Origin of the sequence: Pseudomonas sp. YeP6b (assembly GCF_025642995.1) — a bacterium.
In the GTDB taxonomy this organism is placed as follows: Bacteria; Pseudomonadota; Gammaproteobacteria; order Pseudomonadales; family Pseudomonadaceae; genus Aquipseudomonas.
In genome coordinates this window covers 3,003,091-3,024,535 of record NZ_CP080090.1, presented here as the reverse complement: position 1 = coordinate 3,024,535, position 21,445 = coordinate 3,003,091, and the positions used below count along the sequence as shown (strand labels likewise).

At 56.0% G+C, this 21,445-nt stretch carries 21 protein-coding genes and 1 tRNA gene; 16 read left to right on the top strand and 6 right to left on the bottom strand.

Features of this window, described 5'->3' with window-relative positions:
• Positions 1–50 precede the first annotated feature (50 nt).
• The 10 genes from KZH41_RS13585 to KZH41_RS13540 all read left to right on the top strand — a co-directional run bounded on the left by KZH41_RS13585 (position 51) and on the right by KZH41_RS13540 (position 11,485).
• Positions 51–1,340, top strand: coding sequence for an NAD(P)/FAD-dependent oxidoreductase (locus tag KZH41_RS13585; RefSeq protein ID WP_263274986.1), 1,290 nt, complete (start codon positions 51–53; stop codon positions 1,338–1,340).
• A gap of 19 nt (positions 1,341–1,359) precedes the next feature.
• Positions 1,360–2,448, top strand: a complete 1,089-nt coding sequence (locus tag KZH41_RS13580) for a polyamine ABC transporter substrate-binding protein (RefSeq protein ID WP_094952708.1) — start codon at positions 1,360–1,362, stop codon at positions 2,446–2,448.
• 102 nt (positions 2,449–2,550) lie between these two features.
• Positions 2,551–2,937 (top strand): GFA family protein, encoded by a 387-nt coding sequence (locus KZH41_RS13575; protein WP_094952707.1) that lies wholly within the window; start codon positions 2,551–2,553, stop codon positions 2,935–2,937.
• Positions 2,938–3,658: 721 nt separating this feature from the next.
• A complete protein-coding gene (locus KZH41_RS13570) occupies positions 3,659–4,951 on the top strand; it encodes an anti-phage deoxyguanosine triphosphatase (protein ID WP_263274985.1) in 1,293 nt (430 codons plus the stop codon).
• 176 nt (positions 4,952–5,127) lie between these two features.
• Positions 5,128–5,868 (top strand): hypothetical protein, encoded by a 741-nt coding sequence (locus KZH41_RS13565; RefSeq protein ID WP_263274984.1) that lies wholly within the window; start codon positions 5,128–5,130, stop codon positions 5,866–5,868.
• 15 nt (positions 5,869–5,883) lie between these two features.
• Entirely contained in the window at positions 5,884–6,747 is an 864-nt protein-coding gene (locus tag KZH41_RS13560) for a hypothetical protein (protein ID WP_263274983.1), read from the top strand.
• Positions 6,748–7,408: 661 nt separating this feature from the next.
• Positions 7,409–8,518, top strand: coding sequence for a saccharopine dehydrogenase family protein (locus KZH41_RS13555; protein WP_263274982.1), 1,110 nt, complete (start codon positions 7,409–7,411; stop codon positions 8,516–8,518).
• A complete protein-coding gene (locus KZH41_RS13550; RefSeq protein WP_263274981.1) occupies positions 8,515–9,042 on the top strand; it encodes a hypothetical protein in 528 nt (175 codons plus the stop codon). Before KZH41_RS13555 ends, KZH41_RS13550 begins: the two co-directional genes overlap by 4 nt.
• Positions 9,043–9,114: 72 nt before the next feature.
• Positions 9,115–10,212, top strand: coding sequence for a carboxynorspermidine decarboxylase (locus tag KZH41_RS13545; RefSeq protein WP_094952696.1), 1,098 nt, complete (start codon positions 9,115–9,117; stop codon positions 10,210–10,212).
• Between the two features lie 28 nt (positions 10,213–10,240).
• Positions 10,241–11,485 (top strand): saccharopine dehydrogenase family protein, encoded by a 1,245-nt coding sequence (locus KZH41_RS13540; RefSeq protein ID WP_094952695.1) that lies wholly within the window; start codon positions 10,241–10,243, stop codon positions 11,483–11,485.
• Between the two features lie 137 nt (positions 11,486–11,622).
• Here the strand turns inward: KZH41_RS13540 and KZH41_RS13535 are convergent, their stop codons facing one another.
• Positions 11,623–13,899, bottom strand: coding sequence for a hypothetical protein (locus KZH41_RS13535; protein ID WP_263274980.1), 2,277 nt, complete (start codon positions 13,897–13,899; stop codon positions 11,623–11,625).
• A 51-nt stretch (positions 13,900–13,950) separates the two neighbouring features.
• Positions 13,951–14,025, bottom strand: a tRNA-Lys gene (locus KZH41_RS13530).
• 328 nt (positions 14,026–14,353) lie between these two features.
• Here KZH41_RS13530 and mddA point away from each other — a divergent pair.
• From mddA to KZH41_RS13510, 4 genes are all read left to right on the top strand, one after another.
• Positions 14,354–15,142 (top strand): methanethiol S-methyltransferase, encoded by a 789-nt coding sequence (gene mddA, locus KZH41_RS13525; RefSeq protein ID WP_242155791.1) that lies wholly within the window; start codon positions 14,354–14,356, stop codon positions 15,140–15,142.
• Positions 15,135–15,401, top strand: coding sequence for a hypothetical protein (locus tag KZH41_RS13520; RefSeq protein WP_094952692.1), 267 nt, complete (start codon positions 15,135–15,137; stop codon positions 15,399–15,401). Before mddA ends, KZH41_RS13520 begins: the two co-directional genes overlap by 8 nt.
• 509 nt (positions 15,402–15,910) lie before the next feature.
• Complete coding sequence (locus KZH41_RS13515) at positions 15,911–16,246, top strand: DUF6124 family protein (protein ID WP_242155790.1); 336 nt, start codon at positions 15,911–15,913, stop codon at positions 16,244–16,246.
• Positions 16,247–16,443: 197 nt separating this feature from the next.
• Entirely contained in the window at positions 16,444–16,947 is a 504-nt protein-coding gene (locus KZH41_RS13510; RefSeq protein WP_263274979.1) for a signal peptidase II, read from the top strand.
• 44 nt (positions 16,948–16,991) lie between these two features.
• Here the strand turns inward: KZH41_RS13510 and glsB are convergent, their stop codons facing one another.
• A complete protein-coding gene (gene glsB / locus KZH41_RS13505) occupies positions 16,992–17,900 on the bottom strand; it encodes a glutaminase B (RefSeq protein WP_263275103.1) in 909 nt (302 codons plus the stop codon).
• 54 nt (positions 17,901–17,954) lie between these two features.
• Positions 17,955–18,299, bottom strand: a complete 345-nt coding sequence (locus KZH41_RS13500) for a hypothetical protein (RefSeq protein WP_242155789.1) — start codon at positions 18,297–18,299, stop codon at positions 17,955–17,957.
• 91 nt (positions 18,300–18,390) lie between these two features.
• Between KZH41_RS13500 and KZH41_RS13495 the strand changes: the two genes are divergently transcribed.
• Positions 18,391–18,738, top strand: coding sequence for a hypothetical protein (locus KZH41_RS13495; RefSeq protein ID WP_094952686.1), 348 nt, complete (start codon positions 18,391–18,393; stop codon positions 18,736–18,738).
• A gap of 446 nt (positions 18,739–19,184) precedes the next feature.
• Here the strand turns inward: KZH41_RS13495 and KZH41_RS13490 are convergent, their stop codons facing one another.
• Entirely contained in the window at positions 19,185–19,826 is a 642-nt protein-coding gene (locus KZH41_RS13490; RefSeq protein ID WP_094953545.1) for a ribonuclease T2 family protein, read from the bottom strand.
• An 89-nt stretch (positions 19,827–19,915) separates the two neighbouring features.
• Positions 19,916–20,896: a Gfo/Idh/MocA family protein gene (locus tag KZH41_RS13485; protein WP_263274978.1), complete on the bottom strand. Its 981-nt coding sequence runs from the start codon at positions 20,894–20,896 to the stop codon at positions 19,916–19,918.
• Between the two features lie 126 nt (positions 20,897–21,022).
• Here KZH41_RS13485 and KZH41_RS13480 point away from each other — a divergent pair, with 126 nt between their 5' ends.
• Entirely contained in the window at positions 21,023–21,385 is a 363-nt protein-coding gene (locus KZH41_RS13480; protein ID WP_263274977.1) for an NUDIX hydrolase, read from the top strand.
• Positions 21,386–21,445: the final 60 nt, after the last annotated feature.

Here is a 21,445-nt window from a genome sequence, read left to right as displayed (position 1 = left end):
GCCATCGACTTAAATCATCCATGCGATCAACGCATGCAGCCGAGGTAAACGTGGACAATATCTGTGGCTGGATCGCCCAAACCCAACCCCTGCCCGCCCGCAGCGCCTTGAAAGGTACACAGCAGGCCGACTGGCTGGTGATCGGCGCGGGTATCACCGGGCTCTGCGCGGCTCACAGCCTGGCCGAGTTGCACCCCGATGCACGTATCGTGATCGTCGACCGCCAGTGCGCGGCGCAAGGTGCCTCGGCGCGAAACTCCGGGTTTGTGGTGGCGCACGAACACCCGACCGAAAGCGAGTTGCTGGGCAATGTGGGCTTCGACGGTTTTGAGGTGGACACCGCGATCTCCCGCGCGGCGAGTGACGAGGTGCGCCAACGCATTGCTCGCCATGCCATCGACTGCGACTATCGCGACAACGGTTACTTCTTCGCCGTGCATGACGCCGATAAGCTCGATCACGTCGACAGCAAACTCGCCACCTTGCTCGCCCTCGGCGCTTCTGCACAATTTCTGCAAGGCGACGCGCTGCACCAGAAGCTCGGCACCGCGCATTACCAGGCCGGTATCTGGTGCGGCAATGGCAACGCCCTGCTGCAACCGGCCAAGTACGTGAAGGGTTTGCTGGCGGCGTTACCGGCCTCGGTCAGCCTGTTTGAACACACCGACATCAGCGGCCTTGAGCGCATGGGCAACGGCAGCATTCGCGCGACCAGCCCTGGCGGCAGTATTGAAGCGCGGCACGTGCTGGTGTGCCTGAACGCCTTTGTGCCGCGCGTAGGCCTGGACCACAGCGCCACGTTCCCCATGGAACTCAGCGCCAGCCTCACCCGCCCGCTGACGGACAAAGAATGCGCCGTCGAGCCCTGGGGCGTGCTGTCCACGCGACCACTCGGCGCCACGGTACGTCTGACGCCGGACCGGCGCGTGATGATCCGCAACACCGCCGAGTACCGCACCCGCGACTTGTCCAACACCGACTTGCTGCAACGCCGCCAGCACCATGTGCGGGGTTTGCAACGACGCTTCCCGTGGCTCACCGAACAGGACATCCACTACACCTGGACCGGCCACCTCAGCGCTTCGCGGTCGGGCCAACCGTACTTCGCCAAGGTCGAAAACAACCTGTACGCCATCGCCGGGTGCAACGGTTCCGGCGTGGCGCGCGGCACCTTGTGGGGCCGGCTGATGGCGCAGTGGGCCTGCGGGCACAGCTCGCCGTTACTGCAATCGGTCATCCAGCGTGCGCAACCGGGCTGGTTGCCGCCGCGCCCGCTGTTCGACCTTGGCGCCCTGCTGCGCATGCGCATCGAAGCGGTACGCGCCCGTTCAGAAATCTAAAACAAAAAAGGTGAATGCAATGCACATCAAGCGATTGTCTGTGGCGGTGATACTCGGCGCGTTGTCGGCGGCCAGCCATGCCGCTGAAGAAGTGAACATCTCCAACTGGAACGGCTATATCGCCGACGACACCCTTACCAATTTTACTCAGGCCACCGGCATCAAGGCCACCTACGACATTCATGACAGCAACGAAGTGCTTGAATCAAAGTTGATGACCGGCAACACCGGCTACGACGTGGTCAGCCCTTCCAACCACTTCTTGTCGCGGCTGATCAAGGCCGGCGCGATCCAGAAGCTCGACCGCAGCCAGTTGCCGAACTGGAAAAACCTCGACCCACTGCTGATGAAAAAACTCGAAGTCAACGACCCGGGCAACCAGTACGGCTTCCCCTACATGTGGGGCACGGCGGGCATCGGCTACAACGTCGAGAAGATCAAGGCGATCTTCGGCAACACCGACGTCACCCGCTCGTGGAAGATGTTTTTTGACGAAGACACAATCAAAAAGCTCAGTACCTGCGGCGTGGCAATCATCGACAACCCCACGCAGATTCTGCCCATCACCCTCAACTACCTCGGCCTGCCTCACCACAGCCATGAACCCGCCGACTATAAACAGGCCGAGCAGGCACTGTTGAAGATCCGGCCCTACGTCCAATACTTCCACGCGTCCAAGTACATCAGCGACTTGGCCAACGGCAATATCTGCGCGGTGATCGGTTTCAACGGTGACGTAGTGCAAGCGGCTACGAGCGCAAAAGAAGCCAACAATGGCATTCAGATCGGCTACTCCATCCCCGAAGAAGGCTCGACGCTGTGGCTGGACATGGTGGTGATGCCCAAGGCCGCGCCCCATGAAAAGAACGCCTACGCCTACATGAACTACCTGCTCGAGCCCAAGGTGATCGCCAACATCAGCAACAGCATCCACTACGCCAACCCCAACAGCGCGGCGGATGAGTTCCTCACTCCTGCGGTTAAGCAGGACCTGGCGATCTACCCGCCGAAAAGCGTGATGGACACGTTGTTTATCGTCGAAGACCTGCCCCCGGCCATTGCACGGCTGGCTACCCGGCTGTGGACCAAGTTGAAGACCAACACCTAAGCGCACCTGCCACAGAAAACCTGCGTGCCACGACAACTCATTCACCACAGCCTCTGCGCGCTGAAATAAACTAGGGTGGTACTTCTTGGGAGACCCACCAACATGGATGCAGTGACTCAAGGCAGTTGCCTATGCGGTGCTATCAACTATCAGGTTTCGACTCGATTAAAAGCCGTCACCCACTGCCACTGCAAAAAGTGCCAGAAAGGCCACGGCGCGGCGTTCTCCACGTATGCCAGCGCACCCAAATCAGCGCTGAATGTCAACGCTTCGCCGGATACGCTTCGAAGCTATGAGTCTTCGCAGGGCGTTACTCGCCAATTCTGTTCACGGTGTGGATCATCGCTATTCTGGTCTGATGCCAATGGGCTTTACCGAGGATGGGTTTCCATCGCACTCGGCACGCTAGACACGCCTTTTGTTGCGCGCAATCAAGCGCACAGCTGCCTTGAATCCAAGGCTGCCTGGTTTTGCGAGGACTCTGTATGACACAGGCCAGCGAAGCCTTTTCGATACGCAAGCTCGAAGAGCTTCCCGAGCAGCTCCGTGAGCTGGAAGCGCAGGCCGTTGCCGAAGGGTTCAGGTTCCTGACGCGGCTTATCACCGAGTGGGAAAACTGCACAAATCGGTTTGACCAACCGGGAGAGTGCCTTGTAGGCGTCTTTCGTCACGGCCAGTTGATTGCGGCGTCATGTCTTGCGCCCCCCTATGCTGGCCCTGGCGGCGGTCGGCTACGCCAGGTACGTGGATTACTAGATTCGAGGGCGCAATATCGGTAAAGCACTGGTGGAGCAGGAGACTGCAACGCATACGAAGTCGCTGATACACATAGCCTAGTTCTCCTGGTAGACCGCCACTCCCCCTTTCCAAATGCGAAGGGACTGGCCGAAATGTGTTGGTTTTTTAGACCTGCAAATTGAATTGACTATCGACTCAAAGCAGCTTCGCCAGGTCGCCATGTAGAGGGGAATTTACTGACGATTCTTTCTGATCGCGGATCATCAAAGCCCCATTGGCCAAGGCTTGCCTACGATTTAAAGCGCTTATTAGTTTGATCGAATCCGATTATCAAACGTAATTTTTCGTTACCTTCTGTTGCTTTTATGGCTTAAAGCCACTATTAATTACACACAACCTAAAAATTTCTTCAGATATTCATAATCGACTATGGCAATACTACTTTAGTCGCAAACAACAAAATTGGTGCCATATGTGGAAAGAGCGAAAACAACCCCTGCAGAACGATAATTTCGATAGAGATCAATATGCGCGTGATCGAGCACGAGTAATTCATTCTGCTTTTTTTCGTAGACTTCAAGGAAAAACTCAAGTCTTAGGCTTAGGTGAGAGTGACTTTTATAGAACGCGCCTAACTCACTCATTAGAAGTAGCACAGCTTGGTAGCGGACTTGTAGAATTCCTGAATGAGAAATATAAAAACCATCCGGAAATAATAAGCTTTCTACCTACGAAGGATTTGATAGAAACAATAGGACTAGCTCATGACATTGGTCATCCTCCGTTTGGTCATGGAGGAGAGGTAGCACTGAATTATTCAATGAGAGAGCATGGGGGGTTCGAAGGAAATGCTCAAACTCTTCGTATATGTACAGAGCTAGGTGAATACTCGAGCGAGGCAGGATTAAACCTCACCAGAAGGACCCTGTTAGGAATACTAAAATACCCAGCCACTTACACCGACACTGTAAACATTGAAGCCTATAATGGTGAAAGCCGTAAAAATATCGATAGCTATAAACCGCCCAAGTGCATTTTCGACTCTGACAGATTATCCTTAGACTGGATCTTAAATTCCTTAAACCCTCAGCAACGGATCATATTCTCCTCTATTGAAAGACGAAAAGACAAACACAACAAACCAACGCACAAGTCACTCGACTGCAGTATCATGGAGATCGCTGACGACATTGCTTATGGAGTTCACGACTTAGAAGATGCCATTGCCTTGGGACTGGTAACTTTAAACTCCTGGAATATCAATGTATTGGATGCAATAAAAAACACCGACAAAAAATACAGCCTAGAAAGCAAAATAGAACACTTAACACAAAACCTCTTTTCAGGAATAAACCGAAACAGAAAAAAGGCTATTGGCGAGTTAGTAAACCACTTCATCACCGCAACTACAATCTCTAGCAATAAGATATTTTCCGATGAGATATATGACTTAACCGCCACAATTAACGCCAAAGCAAGAGCGAGCCTGGACTTACTTCAGGAGTTTATTCGTAAGAATGTGATTTTAACACCTGAGGTTCAAACCTTAGAATACAAAGGACAGCAAATGGTGATAGATTTGTTTGATGCAATTGCCAACAACCCTAATCGCCTTCTCCCCTTAAAATATAGAGAGCGTTACACAGAGTCGAATGACTTACGGATAGTTTGCGACTATTTATCCGGCACGACTGATGATTATGCAACACGCTTATATCATAAAATATTTACTCCATCTTCCGGTTCAATATTCGATAGATTATGAAAATTAATAGAGCCGTTACAGGTGACCAGATTTTCAGATCATTACTGCAGAAAGCGGTTCGGCGGGGAGCTGTAGCTATTGCAGAGAGAACAACAATACATCTTATTCAAAAGGGAGAGACTACGTGGCTTAAGAACAGATTAGGGGTTATTGCATTTGAGGAGACTTGGTCGTGCGTGAGTAAACTTCAATTCACAACGAATGAAGACCTACTCATAAAGCAATATAAAGATCTCGCGAGCTCCTCAAAAAATAAAAATGCAGCCGGCCTGGGCAGTCTAGGTTACGAGCTCTCTAGAGGGTCCAGAACGGTACTAGTAAAAGGCGACCCTGCAAATAAGCATATCAAAATCATCGCTGAAGCGGTTAGACGGCCTGAAGATTTTTGGCGCTGGGCAAAACAGTTAAGATCAGACCCCCTTGGACTTGACTTCTTGGAAAGGGCTGAGACCGGGTTTAAACTAGCGGGATGGCCATGGGATAAAGCCTTCGCTATTGCGAGTGCCTATTTATATGTAACAGATGAAGCTCCTACAGTGACAAAAACAGACTCTCTAGAACCTGTAAACTTCCCTTTTTGGGTGGCAATAGACAAACATACATCCACAGGCAAAAGAGCACTATTAAAGTGCTCAGAAAAGTTCAATCTGGACAAGACTACTCTTGGATGGATTCAATTCTATCTAGAAAGCGCAAAATGTGAAAATCTTCAAACATCTCCTTGGTGGGAGCGCGAAAAGTCATGGCGACTGGAAACAGAAGGCGTAAGCGGTGGCAAAGCAGAAATCATCTGGCACAAAGCTTCAAGCTTCCTACAGGAACTATTATCCACTCAGGAGCTGACCACCAAGAACGAACTAGAAGACTCCCTAAAACTATATAAATCCACTTTAAAAAATCAAAAAAACCTCATCTAGCAAGGAGCAAAAGTCATGACAATAAAAGACAAAAGTGAAATTGAGAAAATCACTAAGTCACTAGAAGGCCGCAATGCACTTTTATACCATGCATGCCAGCTTAAGGACTTCAGGTCGTACATTCACCTGGGCGGTATCCCCTCCAGAAACAAACTTCTGAATAGCAATTTAGAGTTTACAATATTTGACACTGACAAAATCGATAAAGAGAATGATGTATGGGATAAGGTTTTTGGGAACTTCTCAGATTTCGGCCGAGAATTTACAAAAAAAACATCAAGATCTCAGCCAAACCCATACGGTCCAATTCAAATCGTTTTCAAGCCCAATGCTCTGCGATCTACGTCTGACCTATCAATTTCATTGAGATCTGCTGGCGCCCGCGACTTTGATCGAAATAGAGAATCTTTGAAAAACTCTCAAGAGTTCGAGATGATATTTCAATATATTGACCCCAATCAAGCGCCAAATGAAAACCAAAAGAAAAACATCGCTTTTTCAAGCGAATTGAATGCCCGCTTCGGCAGGAAAAACTGTTATTCGCCAGAGTTCAATTGCTCGACCGATAACGAACTATTGAGCTTCGACAACGCGATCTATATAATAGTGGATGCATGCCACTATAAAGGCAAAGAATTAATCGACGAAATTAGAAAACTTACTGAAAAAAAGGTATTCGCAAGAGAGTATTACTGCCAAGAAAAGAAAGAAATAATTACGGAATTGTCGACACTCTCTGCAACCAGGGACTGTAAGAAACAGGAACTTATGACTGGAAATTTTGCCAGTGAAAAGCTCAAAATATGGGTAAACGATCGCGAAGATTTTCACTACAATAGATTCATTAACTACCTCACAAACGGAACAACAAGAGCATAGTAACATAGCTACCAGCCAACAATCTTGCGATTCTATACCATTCGAGTCTCTCATCATATAAAAAGCCAGGAAGCAGGCCTGATTTTCAGACAACCCAAATGGCCTGCTCCTGATTGCTCTCTATTGTTGCGCAGTATCTGGTAGTCCGTTGGAATTTAAAACTTAATCGAATGAACGAGCTGCCGTGACCGTTTGAAATCATAACCAGATGTTCTTTAATATTTGGGCTCTACCGCTCGAGCACCTTTTCAGCTCGACTGTAGTGCCCGCAAGCTTGAAGCGTCTACATTAAAAGAGGGCGGATTCACTTTCCAACTAGCTTTAGCTATAAATCATATCGATTCGCTTCTTCACCCCGGCTTTTGACTTGACTTATCACGGGGCGGCAAACAGTTCTAATCGACTTAATCAATCTGAAAAATACTTTTTAGGTGTCTTTAGCCACGAGCGATTGATTGCAATCAATTGTTTTCTGAGGGCCTATGAACTTCAGGAGCAGAACGCCTTTATACGGCCCAGCCCGAAGCAGCGCAGCTTTGTCTGCACAGTGGCTTTCATCAGGTAGCCTCGGAGGCTGCGACCTACACAAAGTCCTTGATTTCTTCCGCTACTCTATCTGCCTTTATACTGCGCACCCTGCCCTATTGCTCAAGGATGAATCATGCGTGTCATCGTCATTGGAGGCCTGGGCAACTTCGGGCTGCGTATCTGTCGGCGTCTGGCCTCGGAGCCTGGCATTGAAGTGATTGCGGCCAGCCGCCGCTCACACTCAGGCCTGCACACCCTCAGCGACGGCCAACAGGTCGCGACCCTGCCCCTGGACATTGGCGCCGCCGACTTCGAACAGCGCCTGGCGGGCGCCAAACCTGATCTGGTGATTCACTGTGCGGGGCCCTTTCAAGGCCAGGATTATCGCGTCGCCAAGGCAGCCTGCGCGGCCGGGGCGCATTACCTGGACCTGGCCGATGGCCGCGCGTTTGTCGCCGAGTTCGCCGCCAATGTCGATGCCGAAGCGAAAGCCGCCGACGTGCTGGCCATTTCCGGTGCCAGCAGCGTGCCGGGGTTGTCCTCGGCGGTGGTCGATCAGTTGGCCCAATCCTTTACGCGCATCGACAGTATCCAGACCGTGATCGCCCCCGGCCAACAAGCCGTGCGTGGGGTTGCGACCATCCAGGCGGTGTTTGGCTATGCCGGCCTTGGGTTCGAACGCTGGAATGGCGGCGCCTGGACGCGACAATTTGGTTGGCAAAACCTGCGTCGTTTTCACTTCGAAAGCATCGGTAAGCGCTGGGGCGCGGCGTGTGATGTGCCGGACTTGGCGCTGTTCCCAGAGCGCTATCCCGGCGTACGCGACGTGGCCTTTCATGCGGCGCTGGAACTGCCCGTCCAACACGTAGCGCTGTGGTTCGCCGCCGCGCTGCGCCGCCTCGGCGTGCCCTTGCCGATCAGCCGTTACGCCGCACAGCTTGATGCATTTTCCAGCCGTTTTCTCGACCGCTTCGGCAGCCCGACCGGCGCCATGCAAGTGCGCGTGCAGGGCCTGCGCAGCAACGGCCAGTTGGGTACCCTGACCTGGCACCTGACCGCACCGGGCGGTGACGGCCCGGAGATCCCGTGCATGGCGGCCTTGCTGATCGCGCTCAAGCTGGCAAAAAAACAGCTGCCGCAAACCGGCGCGTTTGCGTGCCTGGGCTTTTTGCAGTTGGATGAGTTCACCGCCGAGTTCGAGCGCTGGGGCTTCACCACCGCCATCATCGAGGACGCGCCATGAGCCAACGCCGCATCACCTTGGTCATGCCGGCCAGCGCCGCCGACGCCTTCGAGGCGTTCCACAACCACAGCGTGCGTATGCAATGGGACACGCTGCTGTCGCGCGCCGGTGTCGAAGGCGGTGGCAGCCATCCCTATAAAGGCGCGATCACCTTCAACCAGGGGCGTGGCTGGAAGCGCTATTTCGCGATGCGCACGCGCTTCGTCAACTACGTGCCGGCCAAGGTCGCCGCCGCGGTATTGGTGGAACCTGCCGGCTGGTTCCACCAGTGGTCGGCGTCCATGCGCCATCGCGATCTGGATGGCGCCACCTCGGAGCTGATCTACACCTTTAACGTCGGCCTGCGCCCGCGCTGGCTCGGCTGGCTGCTGAACCCGTTGGCCAACCGCCTGTTCGAGCACGAAACCCGTCAACGCTTCGCCGCGATGGCGGCGTATTTGCGCAGCCATACGTTAAACAGTCACGAAATTTCGCCAGAGTCACCGGCGACCGTGAATCGAATCGCGGCAAAATCCGCCCGCTAACCTTTCGATCTGATCCAAGTGCGGGCACAATGCGTGTCCTTTTTTGGCAGGCACCGCCGCAGGCTCTCAAAAATGATCAAAACGCCGTACTACCTCATCGATAAACAGAAACTTCTGGTCAACATGCAGAAGATTGCTTACGTGCGCGAACAGTCCGGCGCCAAGGCTCTGCTGGCGCTCAAGTGCTTCGCCACCTGGTCGGTCTTCGACCTGATGCAGCAATACATGGACGGCACCACCTCGTCGTCGCTGTATGAGTTGAAGCTCGGCCGCCAGAAGTTCGAAGGCGAAGCGCACGCCTACAGCGTGGCCTGGGCCGACGATGAAATCGAAGAGATGCTGGATAACTGCGACAAGATCATTTTCAACTCGATCAGCCAGCTGCAGCGTTTTGCCGAGCGCTCCGAGGGCAAGACCCGTGGCCTGCGTGTGAACCCACAGGTGAGCAGCTCCGACTACTTGCTGGCCGACCCGGCGCGCCCGTTCAGCCGTTTGGGCGAGTGGGACCCGGTGAAGATCGAAGGCGTGATCGAACAGATCTCCGGCTTCATGTTCCACAACAACTGCGAGAACGGCGACTTCAGCCTGTTCGACAAGATGCTGGGCACCATCGAAGAACGCTTCGGTGAGTTGCTGCACAAGGTCAAGTGGGTCAGCCTCGGCGGCGGCATTCACTTTACCGGTGAAGGCTACGCAATCGACGCGTTCTGCGCCCGTTTGAAGGCGTTCTCCGAGAAGTACGGCGTGCAGGTCTACCTGGAACCCGGCGAAGCGGCGATCACCAACAGTGCGTCCCTGGAAGTCACCGTGCTCGACACCCTCTACAACGGCAAAAACCTCGCCGTGGTCGACAGCTCCATCGAAGCCCACCTGCTGGACCTGCTGATCTACCGCCTCAACGCCAAGCTGGCGCCGAGCGAGGGTGAACACACCTACATGGTGTGCGGCAAATCCTGCCTGGCCGGGGACATCTTCGGCGAGTATCAATTTGATCGTCCGCTGGCCATCGGCGATCGGCTGTCGTTCATCGACACCGCAGGCTACACCATGGTCAAGAAAAACTGGTTCAACGGCCTGAAAATGCCGTCCATCGTAGTGAAACAACTCGACGGTACAGTCGAGGTGGTTCGTGAATTTGGTTACGACGACTACCTGTCCAGCCTTTCGTAAGCTGGCGGATATAGGAGAAATAAAGCAATTGAAAAAGAACGTTCTTATCATTGGTGCAGGAGGTGTCGCCAAGGTGGTGGCCCACAAGTGCGCGCAGCACAACGACGAACTCGGTCGTATTGCTATCGCGTCGCGCAACATCTCCAAATGCCAGGCCATCATCGACAGCGTCAAGGCCAAGGGTAGCCTCAAGGTTCCCGCCGACATCCAAGCCTTCGCGCTGAACGCCCTGGACGTGGAAGCGACCAAGGCCCTGATCCGCGAGACCGACTCGCAGATCGTCATCAACGTAGGTTCCGCCTTCCTCAACATGTCGGTGCTGCGCGCCTGCATCGATACCGGCGTTGCGTACCTCGACACCGCCATCCACGAAGAGCCGGGCAAAGTCTGCGAGACCCCGCCGTGGTACGGCAACTACGAGTGGAACCACCTGCAAGAGTGCAAACAGAAGAACATCACCGCCATCCTTGGCGTGGGCTTCGACCCGGGTGTCGTCAACGCGTATGCCGCGCTGGCGCAGCAACAGCATTTCGACCGCATTGATTCGATCGACATTCTCGACGTCAATGCCGGCTCCCACGGCAAATACTTCGCCACCAACTTCGACCCGGAAATCAACTTCCGCGAATTCACCGGGCAGGTGTGGAGCTGGCAGAACAGCCAGTGGACCAGTAACACCATGTTCGAAGTCAAACGTACCGACGACCTGCCGGTAGTCGGTTCGCAAAACCTGTACCTGACCGGCCACGATGAAGTGCACTCGCTGTCGAAAAACCTCGACGTGCCCAACGTGCGTTTCTGGATGAGCTTCGGCGAACACTACATCAACGTGTTCACCGTGCTGAAAAACCTCGGCCTGCTCTCCGAAAAACCGGTCACCACCGCCGAAGGCCTGGAAGTGGTGCCGTTGAAAGTGGTCAAGGCCGTACTGCCCGACCCGTCTTCGCTCGCCCCAGGCTACACCGGCAAGACCTGCATCGGCGACCTGGTCAAAGGCACCAAAGATGGCCAGCCACGTGAGATGTTCATCTACAACGTGGCTGATCACGAAGAAGCCTTTGCCGAAACCGACAGCCAGGGCATCTCCTACACCGCAGGCGTACCACCGGTGGCCGCAGCGCTGCTGGTTGCACGTGGCGAGTGGGATGTGAAACACATGGCCAACGTCGAGGAACTGCCAGCGGAGCCGTTCCTCAAAGCGCTGGACGTGATGGGGCTGCCGACTCGAATTAAAGACGAGAACGGTGACCGTGCTTGGGATGCGATTGCCTAAAAGGCCGTGGCTGACTGAACAAAAAAATGCGCCCTCAGGGGCGCATTTTTTGTTTGGGCACAGAGAGATTCGTCAGCACACTGAGGATCTAAATGTCGAATCGTCGCACCGCAGCTCCCACATTTGGATCTCTTGCGTCACTGCTGCTCAACCGCCCGGCTTGAAGCGACGTCCTGCGGCGGCAGTAACCAATGCCGCGTGGTGGTCCACCCCAGAAAGACTCTCGCGCCGTCCTCAGTTGGCGCGTGTTGAGGCAACACTTCGCCGGCGCAAGCCTTGCGCAAGCCGCTCATCAGCGGCAGGAATGTTTCTCGAAAAGCCACTGGCTGCGCGGCGAAACAAGCCTCGACTGACGCCAGGGCATCTCTGCACTCATGCTCATCAAGCATAGCCAGATAGAACACCATCTGGCGCCAGGCATAGGCCGTATTTTTGAGCATTATCAACCGAGCATGATAGTGCTCAATCCGCATCTGCTGCCGTTTGCAGATCCACTCAAAACACGCCTGCACCATGCGGCCTAGTCTCGGCCGCAGCAAAACCTTCAACCCAAGTTCTTCAAACAGTAACGCGAGGTTTTGCGTGGTTAAAATCTGCTGCTGCTCAAGAATGGTGCCGTTGGTCGCCGGGTGCCACGTACCCAACTCGGCCCCTGCACGCTTTGCGCACAACGTCGCGAAAGCATCGCTTGCCACTCGCGCACGTCGCCGACCTCGGGTAACAAGGCTCGCCAGCTCATCGGTATCAATGTCGTAATAGCGTGCGTAAAGGGAGCCTGCTAACACCCGGCCTGCTCGCCTGGCGGCATCGGCAAACTTATCGGAAAACTTACCCATGAAGATATCTGCTGCGACCTCTTCCACAAAGGGCAAGTCCAGTTCCGCAGTGTCCGCCAGTGCTGAAAACTCCTGGAGAAGCTTGTTAGGCAGAATGGCGTATGGGAAAGCAGAAAGCGTCAACGCCGATGACTCAACCAGCGCCTGCTTGGCAGATCCCGCCACCACAGCACCGGCCTGGCGGTCGCCTTCAATGACGGCAACCCAAGGCAACTCACTGAGGCCAACCTGACGCTGAAGGTTCAGCAGTAATAACGAACGCCGTCGACGGAACGCGCGATAGGTAGAGGCGTATACCCTTCTCAGCGCTTCATCGCGCAACCCTGAGCTACTCAGTTGCGCTGTCATCGCGGGCAGCACCCGCGCGACGGTATCACCTGAAGTAATCAGCCCATGCTCGATCAATTCGCTGATCGTCCCACTCCGGCATCGCTGAAGACGGCGCTGGATCGCTGGTGGAATGGCAACGCCCTCGCCTTGCCCAAACGCCGATGCCTCCTCAGCAGTGATCGGTGCTGCCAAATCAGCAAAATCCGAGAGACCACCTTGCGCGGGATACGTTGAGAGCCGATTCGCCACAATACGAGCGATGAGGTGATGCTCTGGCCCCGCCACCTGACTAAGTTGATTCGCACGCAACGCACGGTGAGAGGCTGAACCCGGATCGCCATGCTTACGCACAAAATCATCGACGATTTGCCGTATGCGACCGACTTGACGCCCGGTGAGTGATTGCGCGTCGCGGGCGCATTGCCCAAGTAAAGAAAACAGTTCCTCCACGCGATCCGAAGAGCGCCTGTCGATACCGAGCCGCTTAAAATCCAGCTCTAACTCGGCCGCCTGCTCGCGCCACCCACTCGGGTAATTACGGCACGGCCAGCCAGCCTCATAGGTCAGGAGGAAATGCGAAACAGCTGAATCATAAAGCGGTAAACGCGTTTCTATCGTGTGTTTCTGCACAACGATCTGAGCCTGGGAAGGCAAGTTTGAAAGCAACTGCTTGATATCGCCAGCGTCCACAATATGAACCTGCGCGGCAGAGATCGGCAACTGCGTAGAGATCGATGGGAAGAAACGCAGTCGGTCAAAGAACGGCCCAATCACGTCTATCAGCGCCCGAGCCTGCTCGGTGCGCTGCTGCCCGACTAGCCAAGCTACTGTCAGTAACGCGGCCTCTTCCGGCACATCGACCGCATAATCACAACGGGCTAAACGTGAGTGCAGCGCCTCAAGGCCGTCATCCGTGAGATGCCAGGCATTGATATCGAGCCGTTCAAAGCCTGGACGAATACCTGGAATAGAGGCGGCCAGTTCACGCTCATAGTCCGTCAGTTCGCCACCTGCCAACAGATTGCCGGTAGCAAAACCGCCCGTAACGACCTCTAGCGTAACCCAGGCTGGAATCTCAGCAATCGGTGTGCGCGAGCCATACTCGACGGAGCCTTGCAGCAGGTTCCCAATGACCTGCTGCCAGCGTGAGATACGTCTGCGGGCGTTAAAGCGAGCGACTGGACCGCAATCCACATCGTGCGCGAGCAGCGCTTTCGACAGTTGGAAAACTGCATAACCTGCGTCCATGCTAGTCACTCTGTGTGATCTGGAGGTCTGCCCAGATTGCTGTGTATGTGATGGGTCCGGAGGCTGGATTCGAACCAGCGCCCACCCGGTTAAGAGCCGAGTGTTCTACCGCTGAACTACTCCGGAACAGAGGGCGCATTGTCGAGCAACGCCTGAAAAATGTGAAGGGCCACGAGCTTCATTAAGATTTAACTCAAAAAAATGCGCATTCTTCCTACCTGCACCCTCGAAGCCATCTCTGAATGACTCCAGGTTTCGTTGTTGCATGGAGTGCAGCGGTTATAAATCGGCGCCGTGGCGCAACACAGCCTGCTGGATAAGTTGAAGACCAAAACAGTCTAAAGAACTGTCAATTCTCACAGGTTACTTAATCCACAAACTGCGCTAGCTTAGCCGGTCCAGAGGTCAATCATCGATTGGCTTACCCATTCAGCATGAGCGAAAGGACTCGTCCATGAACCGGAAAAAAGATCCAAACAGCCTTGCGGCACGCGCCGCCGGGCTGGTCTACAGCACCGGCTGCTACCTGATCTTCCTATGCACCATTCTCTATTTGATAGGGTTTGTAGGCGGCGTAGTCGTGCCCAAACACCTCGACTCCGGCCCTCTTGTCGATTGGCCACTGGCAGCCACGGTCAACTGCTTGCTGATCATTCTGTTCAGCGTCCAGCACACCGTAATGGCGCGTAAAAGCTTCAAGCACTGGTTGGCAGCATTCGTCCCCGCAGCGGCTGAACGCTCAACGTATGTCTTGCTGAGCAGCCTGATGCTCACGTTGATGTTCTGGCTGTGGCAACCGCTCACGCTCACGGTGTGGCAGGTGGAGCCCACCTGGGCCACAGCATTGTTGACCGTGCTGTTCTGGCTGGGCTGGGGCCTTGTGGCGTTGGCAACCTTGCTGATCAGTCACTTCGAACTGTTCGGACTCAAGCAAGCCATCGACCGCTGGCGCAACACGCCACAACAAGCGCCGGTGTTCAGAACGCCATGGTTCTACAAGGTCGTGCGCCATCCGCTGTACCTGGGGTTTCTGATCGCCTTCTGGGCCACGCCACATATGACGGCGGGCCATCTGCTGTTTGCGGTGGGCATGACGATCTATATCTTTATCGGCGCCTACTTTGAAGAAAAAGACTTGGTGGTGCTGTTTGGTGAACGGTACCGGCGCTACCAGCAAGAAGTCAGCATGGTATTGCCCCTGCCGAAGAGCAGCGTCGCGGCACAGAGAAAAGAGCATGAGTAAGCACAAGCCCAGCCCAGCAAAGAAGCCGTCCGAGAGTTCATCAGAAGAGGCAGCCCACACGCCACGAGCACGAAACCGTTTAGGCATCACCGCCCACCTGCCCAGTTGGGTGTTCGCGCTGCTCATCGCACTCTGCGCCATCGGCGCACTGCAAGACCGCATCCGCCGCGTACGGCCGGCGTACGCCGCGCTGCTGTGCGTCGGGGTACTCTTGCTGTTATTGGCGGGCTGGGTACAGTGGTTTGCGCCTGGCTCATAGCTCGCAGGCGTCACCCTCGCCATCAAAAAAATAGATGTTTTCGTGCTTGTAACCCCAGTCGCCTGCGCGCTCACGGATATGCGGCTCGAAGGTAAAACACGCTACTTTGCTGCGGTTTGGACGACATGATTAGGCGGTTTGGGCATGGTCGGCATCTTCCTTGAGTCGGTGCAGCTTACGCGGTTGCAGAGCGCTCGACGCCGGGGGCTCTCGGACATTTCCCACAGTGGTTTCAGGTTGTCGCTCGGAAGTGCGCTGACTAACCTCTTCGACGTCGCTGCCGATTCAGCGACCGGATTTGACCGTCCGACTCCAAAAGAGCAAATGCGCTAACACCGATCTTGGGCGTTTTTTTACGCCTGATGTATCGTGTCGCGGCAGCTGTGCGCGGGATACCTTCGGGTATGCCGGTGTTGCTCTTTTGGCCGGTCGGTCAACCCGCGTATAGCTGCCACCCTATTTCGTTTGACCGCGAATTGTGGCAGTTCCATTTATAAAGGAGCTTGACCATGATTAAAGACAGCCCAAATCCCCCAGGCCAGCAAGACTTCGACACCAGCACCCTGCACGAAGTGGCCTACCGCGCGATCAGCCACTACCTCAACCCCGGCAAACCCATTCCCGAACCCAGCGAAGGTATCTTCACCGTGCGCGCCGACCTGGGCACCGAAACCTTGCTGGTCAATGCTTCCCAGGACCTGGCGTCCGTCTGCGAAATCGCCAACCATATGGCCTTTGAAATCGAGGGTTCGCAACGCAATGTCGCGCTGGGCATTTGCAGGATGCTGGAAGGCGTGCAGTTGCTGGTAGACAAGGCCTTGAACATAGCCCACCCAGCCGCATAAAGATCGTCCCCCTGCGCAGCTAGGGAATGCCGCCCCGGACGCTTTCATCGATGCATAACAACGTGACGCGCAGCGTCACAGGATGCATGCCCACGCAGAGCGTGGGCACGATCACTCGGTGGCCTGAGATGGACGAGATAAAGCGCCTGAGCTATCTTCTGGCGCTCTATCGAAAGCCCGAAACAGGAAGTTACCGCTTGAGCACGTCACCCCGACTGCGAGGCCGCACCTTCGCCCTCCTCGCCGGCATCGCCTTTATTGCCGTCGACCAGTTGGTAAAGCTACTGGCCCTGGTTTCACTGCAAGCCAGCAGTTTTAAAATCGGCCCCAACCCAATCAACCTGGCGCTGGAGCTGAGCCTTAACCCCGGCGCATTCCTCAGCCTGGGCGCGGCGTTGCCGCCGCAGGTCAAACAGCTGATTTTTATCGTCGGCGTGGCCATCGTGGTCGCGTGGGCTACGTGGTGGTCGCTTTCCAATTGGAACCAGCCGCTGCGTAAGGTCTTGCCGCTTTATGCGATTGCCTTGGGCGGTATTGCCAACTTGATCGACCGCGTATTTCGGGACGGTCATGTGGTTGACTACATGGTGCTGAACGTCGGGCCAACGCATACCGGCGTGTTCAATATTGCCGATATTGCGATTACTGCTGGGGCGTTGTTCTTGATGTTCGATCTGTTCGTGAAACCGCATAAAGCTTAGGTATCCATGGGGATCTACGGCCCCCGCCGTCAATCCCCAGCCCCTCAAAACACCGACCACCCAATCCGCTCACTCAACAACTCCAACGCCTTCATCCCCGCCAGCGAATTCCCCGCTGCGTTCAACTCCGGCGACCACACGCACACCGTAAACTGCCCCGGCACCACCGCGACAATCCCGCCGCCTACCCCGCTCTTGCCCGGCAAGCCCACGCGATAAGCAAAGTTGCCCGCCTCGTCATACAGCCCGCTGGTGGCCATGATCGAGTTGACTTGCTTGGTCTGGCGCGCGGTCAGGATCTGTTCGCCGCTGTGGGCGCTTACGCCCTCGTTGGCGAGGAAGCTGAAGGCGCGGGCCAAGTCCAGGCAGCTCATCTGCAGCGCGCAGTAGTTGAAGTAGCTGTGCAGTACCGCATCCACGTCATTATGAAAATTGCCGAAGGACTTCATCAGGTACGCCATGGCCGCGTTGCGCGCACCGTGTTGGGCTTCGGAGTCGGCGACGACGCTGTTGACCAGAATCTGCGGGTTACCCGACAGGCGCCGTACGAAGTCGCGCATCGACAGGATCGGCACGGCGAAGCGCGATTGGTTGATGTCGCAAATCACCAGCGCGCCAGCATTGATGAAGGGGTTGCGCGGGCGGCCGCGTTCGAATTCCAGCTGCACCATGGAGTTGAACGGTTGCCCCGACGGCTCGTGGCCCAGGCGTTCCCAGATGGTTTCGCCACCGTGGTCGATGGCCTGCACCAGGCTGAACACCTTGGAAATGCTCTGCACCGAAAACAGGGTATCGGCATCACCGGCGCAATAGGCCGAGCCATCGTTGCCGTACACGGCGATGCCGAGTTGGTTGGCGGGCACGTCGGCCAGCGCGGGGATGTAGTCGGCGACTTTGCCCTGGCCGATCAGTGGACGAACTTCGTCGAGGATCGACTCGAGCAGCGCCTGCATGTCTTGTCCGGTCATGTTTCTTTGAATCAGTGATAGCGGGGCGCGGAGGATACTTCAATGCGCCCGAAAGCCCCAGACTATCTCCACCACCCGCTCGGCAATCACCAGGTAAACCAGGATCAGCAACAGTTGCAGCGCCAGGTGATACCGCAGCTTGGCCAGCCGGCGAATGCCGTCGCTGATGTTCAACACCATCAACACGGCGGACAAAATAATCAGGCCCCAGCCCGCCACGCTGGAGGCGAACACGCCGATAAACAGTTCACGTTGCCCGAGCAAGGTATTGGTCCCCGCCGCAAACAGCAGCGCGCACACCAGCAGGTTTTTTACGTTGTCGAAAATCTGCGTGCTCAGGTCGTTTTCCAGCAAAGCTAAATAGCGTTTCCATAAGGTGTGCATGGGTCAGTTCCAGGTAGGGATCGCTCGCCAATCAAAGTAGTCCAATCGCCCGTACACTGCACTACTGCGCTGACTCCATGAGGATTTTTGCATGAAATTGATGATTGGCTTGGCCGCCCTGCTGTTGGTATCGGCCTGCTCCACCCACTCGCCCACCGCTGCACCGGCACAGGACGCCGCCGCGTCCACCTGCCTGGCGGGCGGTGGCACGATGAGGCAGGTCGGCAAGTTGCAGAGCTGGAAGTGCATCACGCCATACAAGGACGCGGGCAAGGCCTGCACTGATTCGAGCCAGTGTGAGGGTGAGTGCCAGACCAGCGTGACCACGCAATCGGGTAACGGCCCTGTAGCGGGCACGTGCCAGGTGGACAACAGTCACTTCGGCTGCTCGGCGACGGTGGAGAAAGGCAAGCTGGGCCGGGCGATTTGCGTGGACTGATGGGCGCCACCTAACCCATGTGGGAGCGGGCTTGCCTGCGATGAGGCCGTGCCAGCTGGCATTAGTGTTGCTGACCCACCGCCATCGCAGGCAAGCCAGCTCCCACAAGGTTTCTGCGGTGCAGCTTGGAGGTGCGCCACATCGGAGGGCCGGTTGGTTTGCGTGGACTAATGGGCGCCACCTAACCCATGTGGGAGCGGGCTTGCTCGCGAATACGGTGAGTCAGCCAATGAATCTGTTGACTGATACGCCGCATTCGCGAGCAAGCCCGCTCCCACATTTTTTACCGAGTGCAATTCAAAAGTGAAGTGCGCCCCAAAAGTTGGACAGCTAATGGTTAGGCGACCGCGGACCGGGTTATGAAAACGCAAGCGCGTTACCTGGCGGACCGCGCCGGAGCGGCGAATGCCACGCCAGCCGCCATTTCACTGCACTCAGGCACCTGATCAGCGCTGCACCGGGATGCGAATATCACCGCCACGGCACTGGCTCTTCACGCTCTTGGGGCAACCGGCAAAGCGCAGTTCCTTGCTCAGGCACACGCGCACTTCAGACAACTCCTTGCCCTTGCAGATCACCGCCATGCCATGGTCGCCCATGGCCGGGTTGCTCTTACGGAACAGCGCCGCGATTTCCCCAGCTTCCAGGTAATTCGGTACGTTGAATGGCTGCAATTGCTGCGGAATCTGCACCGCCGCCAATGCCTTATCGGTCGCCTCCAGGTAACCCGAAGCGTCCAGCCCGCTGCACGTACCGTGCTTGGTCCATTCATGCTTGAGCAAGGCCTGGGTGGGAAACATCAACGCGCCTTTGGCCAAGTCCTCTGTCGACAGTCGCGATTGCGCATCACACGACGCCGGCCAGCCGCCTTTGGCGTATTGCGGCCATAACCCATGCAGCACAAACCCATAGCCTTTGCCTGTGCACTGTTCGTTGCCGGGGTGCGTCAGGCAGAAGGTCGGCGACCACGACAACGACAGCACATAAAAATCAAAATCCCCCGCCGGCCGCTGCTCCCGGGGTGCCGCTTGCGTCGCCATACTGGCCAGCACCAGGCAAATTGCCATCCATGTTGTTTTGTAGTTCATCCCTCTAACCCTTGAAAAAAGTAAGCCGCTATTGTTGAAACCGGCGGCCATAAACGATAGTGGCCAAAGCAACACAACGAGTTGGAAATCTACTCAGGACGGTTGGGATTGCGCTGCAATACTTTGTCCAGAATTCGATCGGTCTTCAACGCCTCGATCGCCAGCGAAGGATGCTCGGCTTCGCCACGAATGTGCGCGTTCATCGCCAGCACATGATGCCACTGGATATGTTCGTGGTGAGGCACTTCGAGCACTTCGTTAACCTCGCCTTCAAGGCGCAACGGCTGGTTTTCGAATACCGCAAAGGTAATGCGGCCACGGCTGCCGATCAGCTCGACGCGATCTTCGCGACGGTCCGCGACGAAGTTCCAGCACCCCATGCCCAGCGCACCTGAGCCGAAGGTCCAGCAGGCCGTCACCGCATCTTCCGCCGCATACAGCCCGGCCTGGCGCGCGGTGAACCCGGTGACTTCGACGATATCGCCGGCCAGGTACTGCAACAGGTCAAACCCGTGGCTGGCCAGGTCGGCAAAGTAGCCACCGCCGGCGATCGTCGGGTCAGTGCGCCAGTTGGCGGCGCTGGTGTCGGCGGCGGCTGGCGGCTTGGTAAACGTCCAAATCACTTGGCGCAACTCACCGATGCGCCCGTCGCGCAGCCAGTCACGTACTTGCTGGAAACGCGGCAACGAGCGGCGGTAGTAGGACACAAACAAGTGCAGCCCGGCGCGCTCGAAGGTGCGCTGCATCAACGCGCTTTGCTCGGCGTTGAGGGCCATGGGTTTCTCGACGCAGCAATGCTTGCCGGCCGCGGCCACCATCAAGCTGTATTCGAGGTGGCTGTCAGGCGGTGTGGCGATGTACACCGCGTCTACTTCGGGGTAGTCAATCAGTGCCTGGGCGTCGGTATAGAAACGCGCAATGCCATGGCGTGCCGCATAATCGCGCACGGCCGCCTCACGGCGCCCCATCACCGCCACCAGGGCCGAGCCTGGCGCTTTGTAGAAAGCGGGTCCACTCTTCAACTCAGTTACATCACCACAGCCGATCATGCCCCAACGTACGGTAGTCATCTGTTGTCCTCGTCCGTTTTCATCAATCGGTCAGTATCCACATCCCCACCCCTGTGCGCCATAAGCACTTAGCATGACAATTGCATTACACTTTTATGACACTCATCCCGCGCGTGGGCACACTCGATGAAAATAAGAGCCACGGTCATTTGCGAACACGAGGGGCATATCCTCTTCGTGCGCAAGGCCAGATCAAAATGGGCACTGCCCGGCGGCAAGGTCGAGCGTGATGAGCGCCCGGTCGGTGCAGCCGAGCGCGAGCTGGAAGAAGAAACCGGGTTAAACGTGGACGGCTTGCTGTACTTGCAGGAACTTAAGGCCCGCGACACCGTGCACCACGTGTTCGAAGCCTCGGTGGTAAACATTGCCGACGCGCGGCCGCGCAACGAGATCGTCGCTTGCCGGTGGCACGCCTATGGCGCCCTGGACGAACTGGACACCACCGACGCCACCCGGCACATCGTCAGATCCTTCCTACGTCGCCTGTAATTGCGCGCTCTACACGCTGCTCAGCAAACCTCGCTTCATTACCTCACTTGCTTTCTGCCG

Bases quoted from the DNA above. Each gene is read 5' to 3' on its own strand.
- KZH41_RS13580 (WP_094952708.1), top strand. From the start codon at position 1,360: ATGCACATCAAGCGATTGTCTGTGGCGGTGATACTCGGCGCGTTGTCG.
- KZH41_RS13575 (WP_094952707.1), top strand. From the start codon at position 2,551: ATGGATGCAGTGACTCAAGGCAGTTGCCTATGCGGTGCTATCAACTAT.
- KZH41_RS13570 (WP_263274985.1), top strand. From the start codon at position 3,659: ATGTGGAAAGAGCGAAAACAACCCCTGCAGAACGATAATTTCGATAGA.
- KZH41_RS13560 (WP_263274983.1), top strand. From the start codon at position 5,884: ATGACAATAAAAGACAAAAGTGAAATTGAGAAAATCACTAAGTCACTA.
- KZH41_RS13555 (WP_263274982.1), top strand. From the start codon at position 7,409: ATGCGTGTCATCGTCATTGGAGGCCTGGGCAACTTCGGGCTGCGTATC.
- KZH41_RS13550 (WP_263274981.1), top strand. From the start codon at position 8,515: ATGAGCCAACGCCGCATCACCTTGGTCATGCCGGCCAGCGCCGCCGAC.
- KZH41_RS13545 (WP_094952696.1), top strand. From the start codon at position 9,115: ATGATCAAAACGCCGTACTACCTCATCGATAAACAGAAACTTCTGGTC.
- KZH41_RS13535 (WP_263274980.1), bottom strand. From the start codon at position 13,899: ATGGACGCAGGTTATGCAGTTTTCCAACTGTCGAAAGCGCTGCTCGCG.
- mddA (WP_242155791.1), top strand. From the start codon at position 14,354: ATGAACCGGAAAAAAGATCCAAACAGCCTTGCGGCACGCGCCGCCGGG.
- KZH41_RS13520 (WP_094952692.1), top strand. From the start codon at position 15,135: ATGAGTAAGCACAAGCCCAGCCCAGCAAAGAAGCCGTCCGAGAGTTCA.
- KZH41_RS13515 (WP_242155790.1), top strand. From the start codon at position 15,911: ATGATTAAAGACAGCCCAAATCCCCCAGGCCAGCAAGACTTCGACACC.
- glsB (WP_263275103.1), bottom strand. From the start codon at position 17,900: ATGCAGGCGCTGCTCGAGTCGATCCTCGACGAAGTTCGTCCACTGATC.
- KZH41_RS13500 (WP_242155789.1), bottom strand. From the start codon at position 18,299: ATGCACACCTTATGGAAACGCTATTTAGCTTTGCTGGAAAACGACCTG.
- KZH41_RS13495 (WP_094952686.1), top strand. From the start codon at position 18,391: ATGAAATTGATGATTGGCTTGGCCGCCCTGCTGTTGGTATCGGCCTGC.
- KZH41_RS13490 (WP_094953545.1), bottom strand. From the start codon at position 19,826: ATGAACTACAAAACAACATGGATGGCAATTTGCCTGGTGCTGGCCAGT.
- KZH41_RS13485 (WP_263274978.1), bottom strand. From the start codon at position 20,896: ATGACTACCGTACGTTGGGGCATGATCGGCTGTGGTGATGTAACTGAG.
- KZH41_RS13480 (WP_263274977.1), top strand. From the start codon at position 21,023: ATGAAAATAAGAGCCACGGTCATTTGCGAACACGAGGGGCATATCCTC.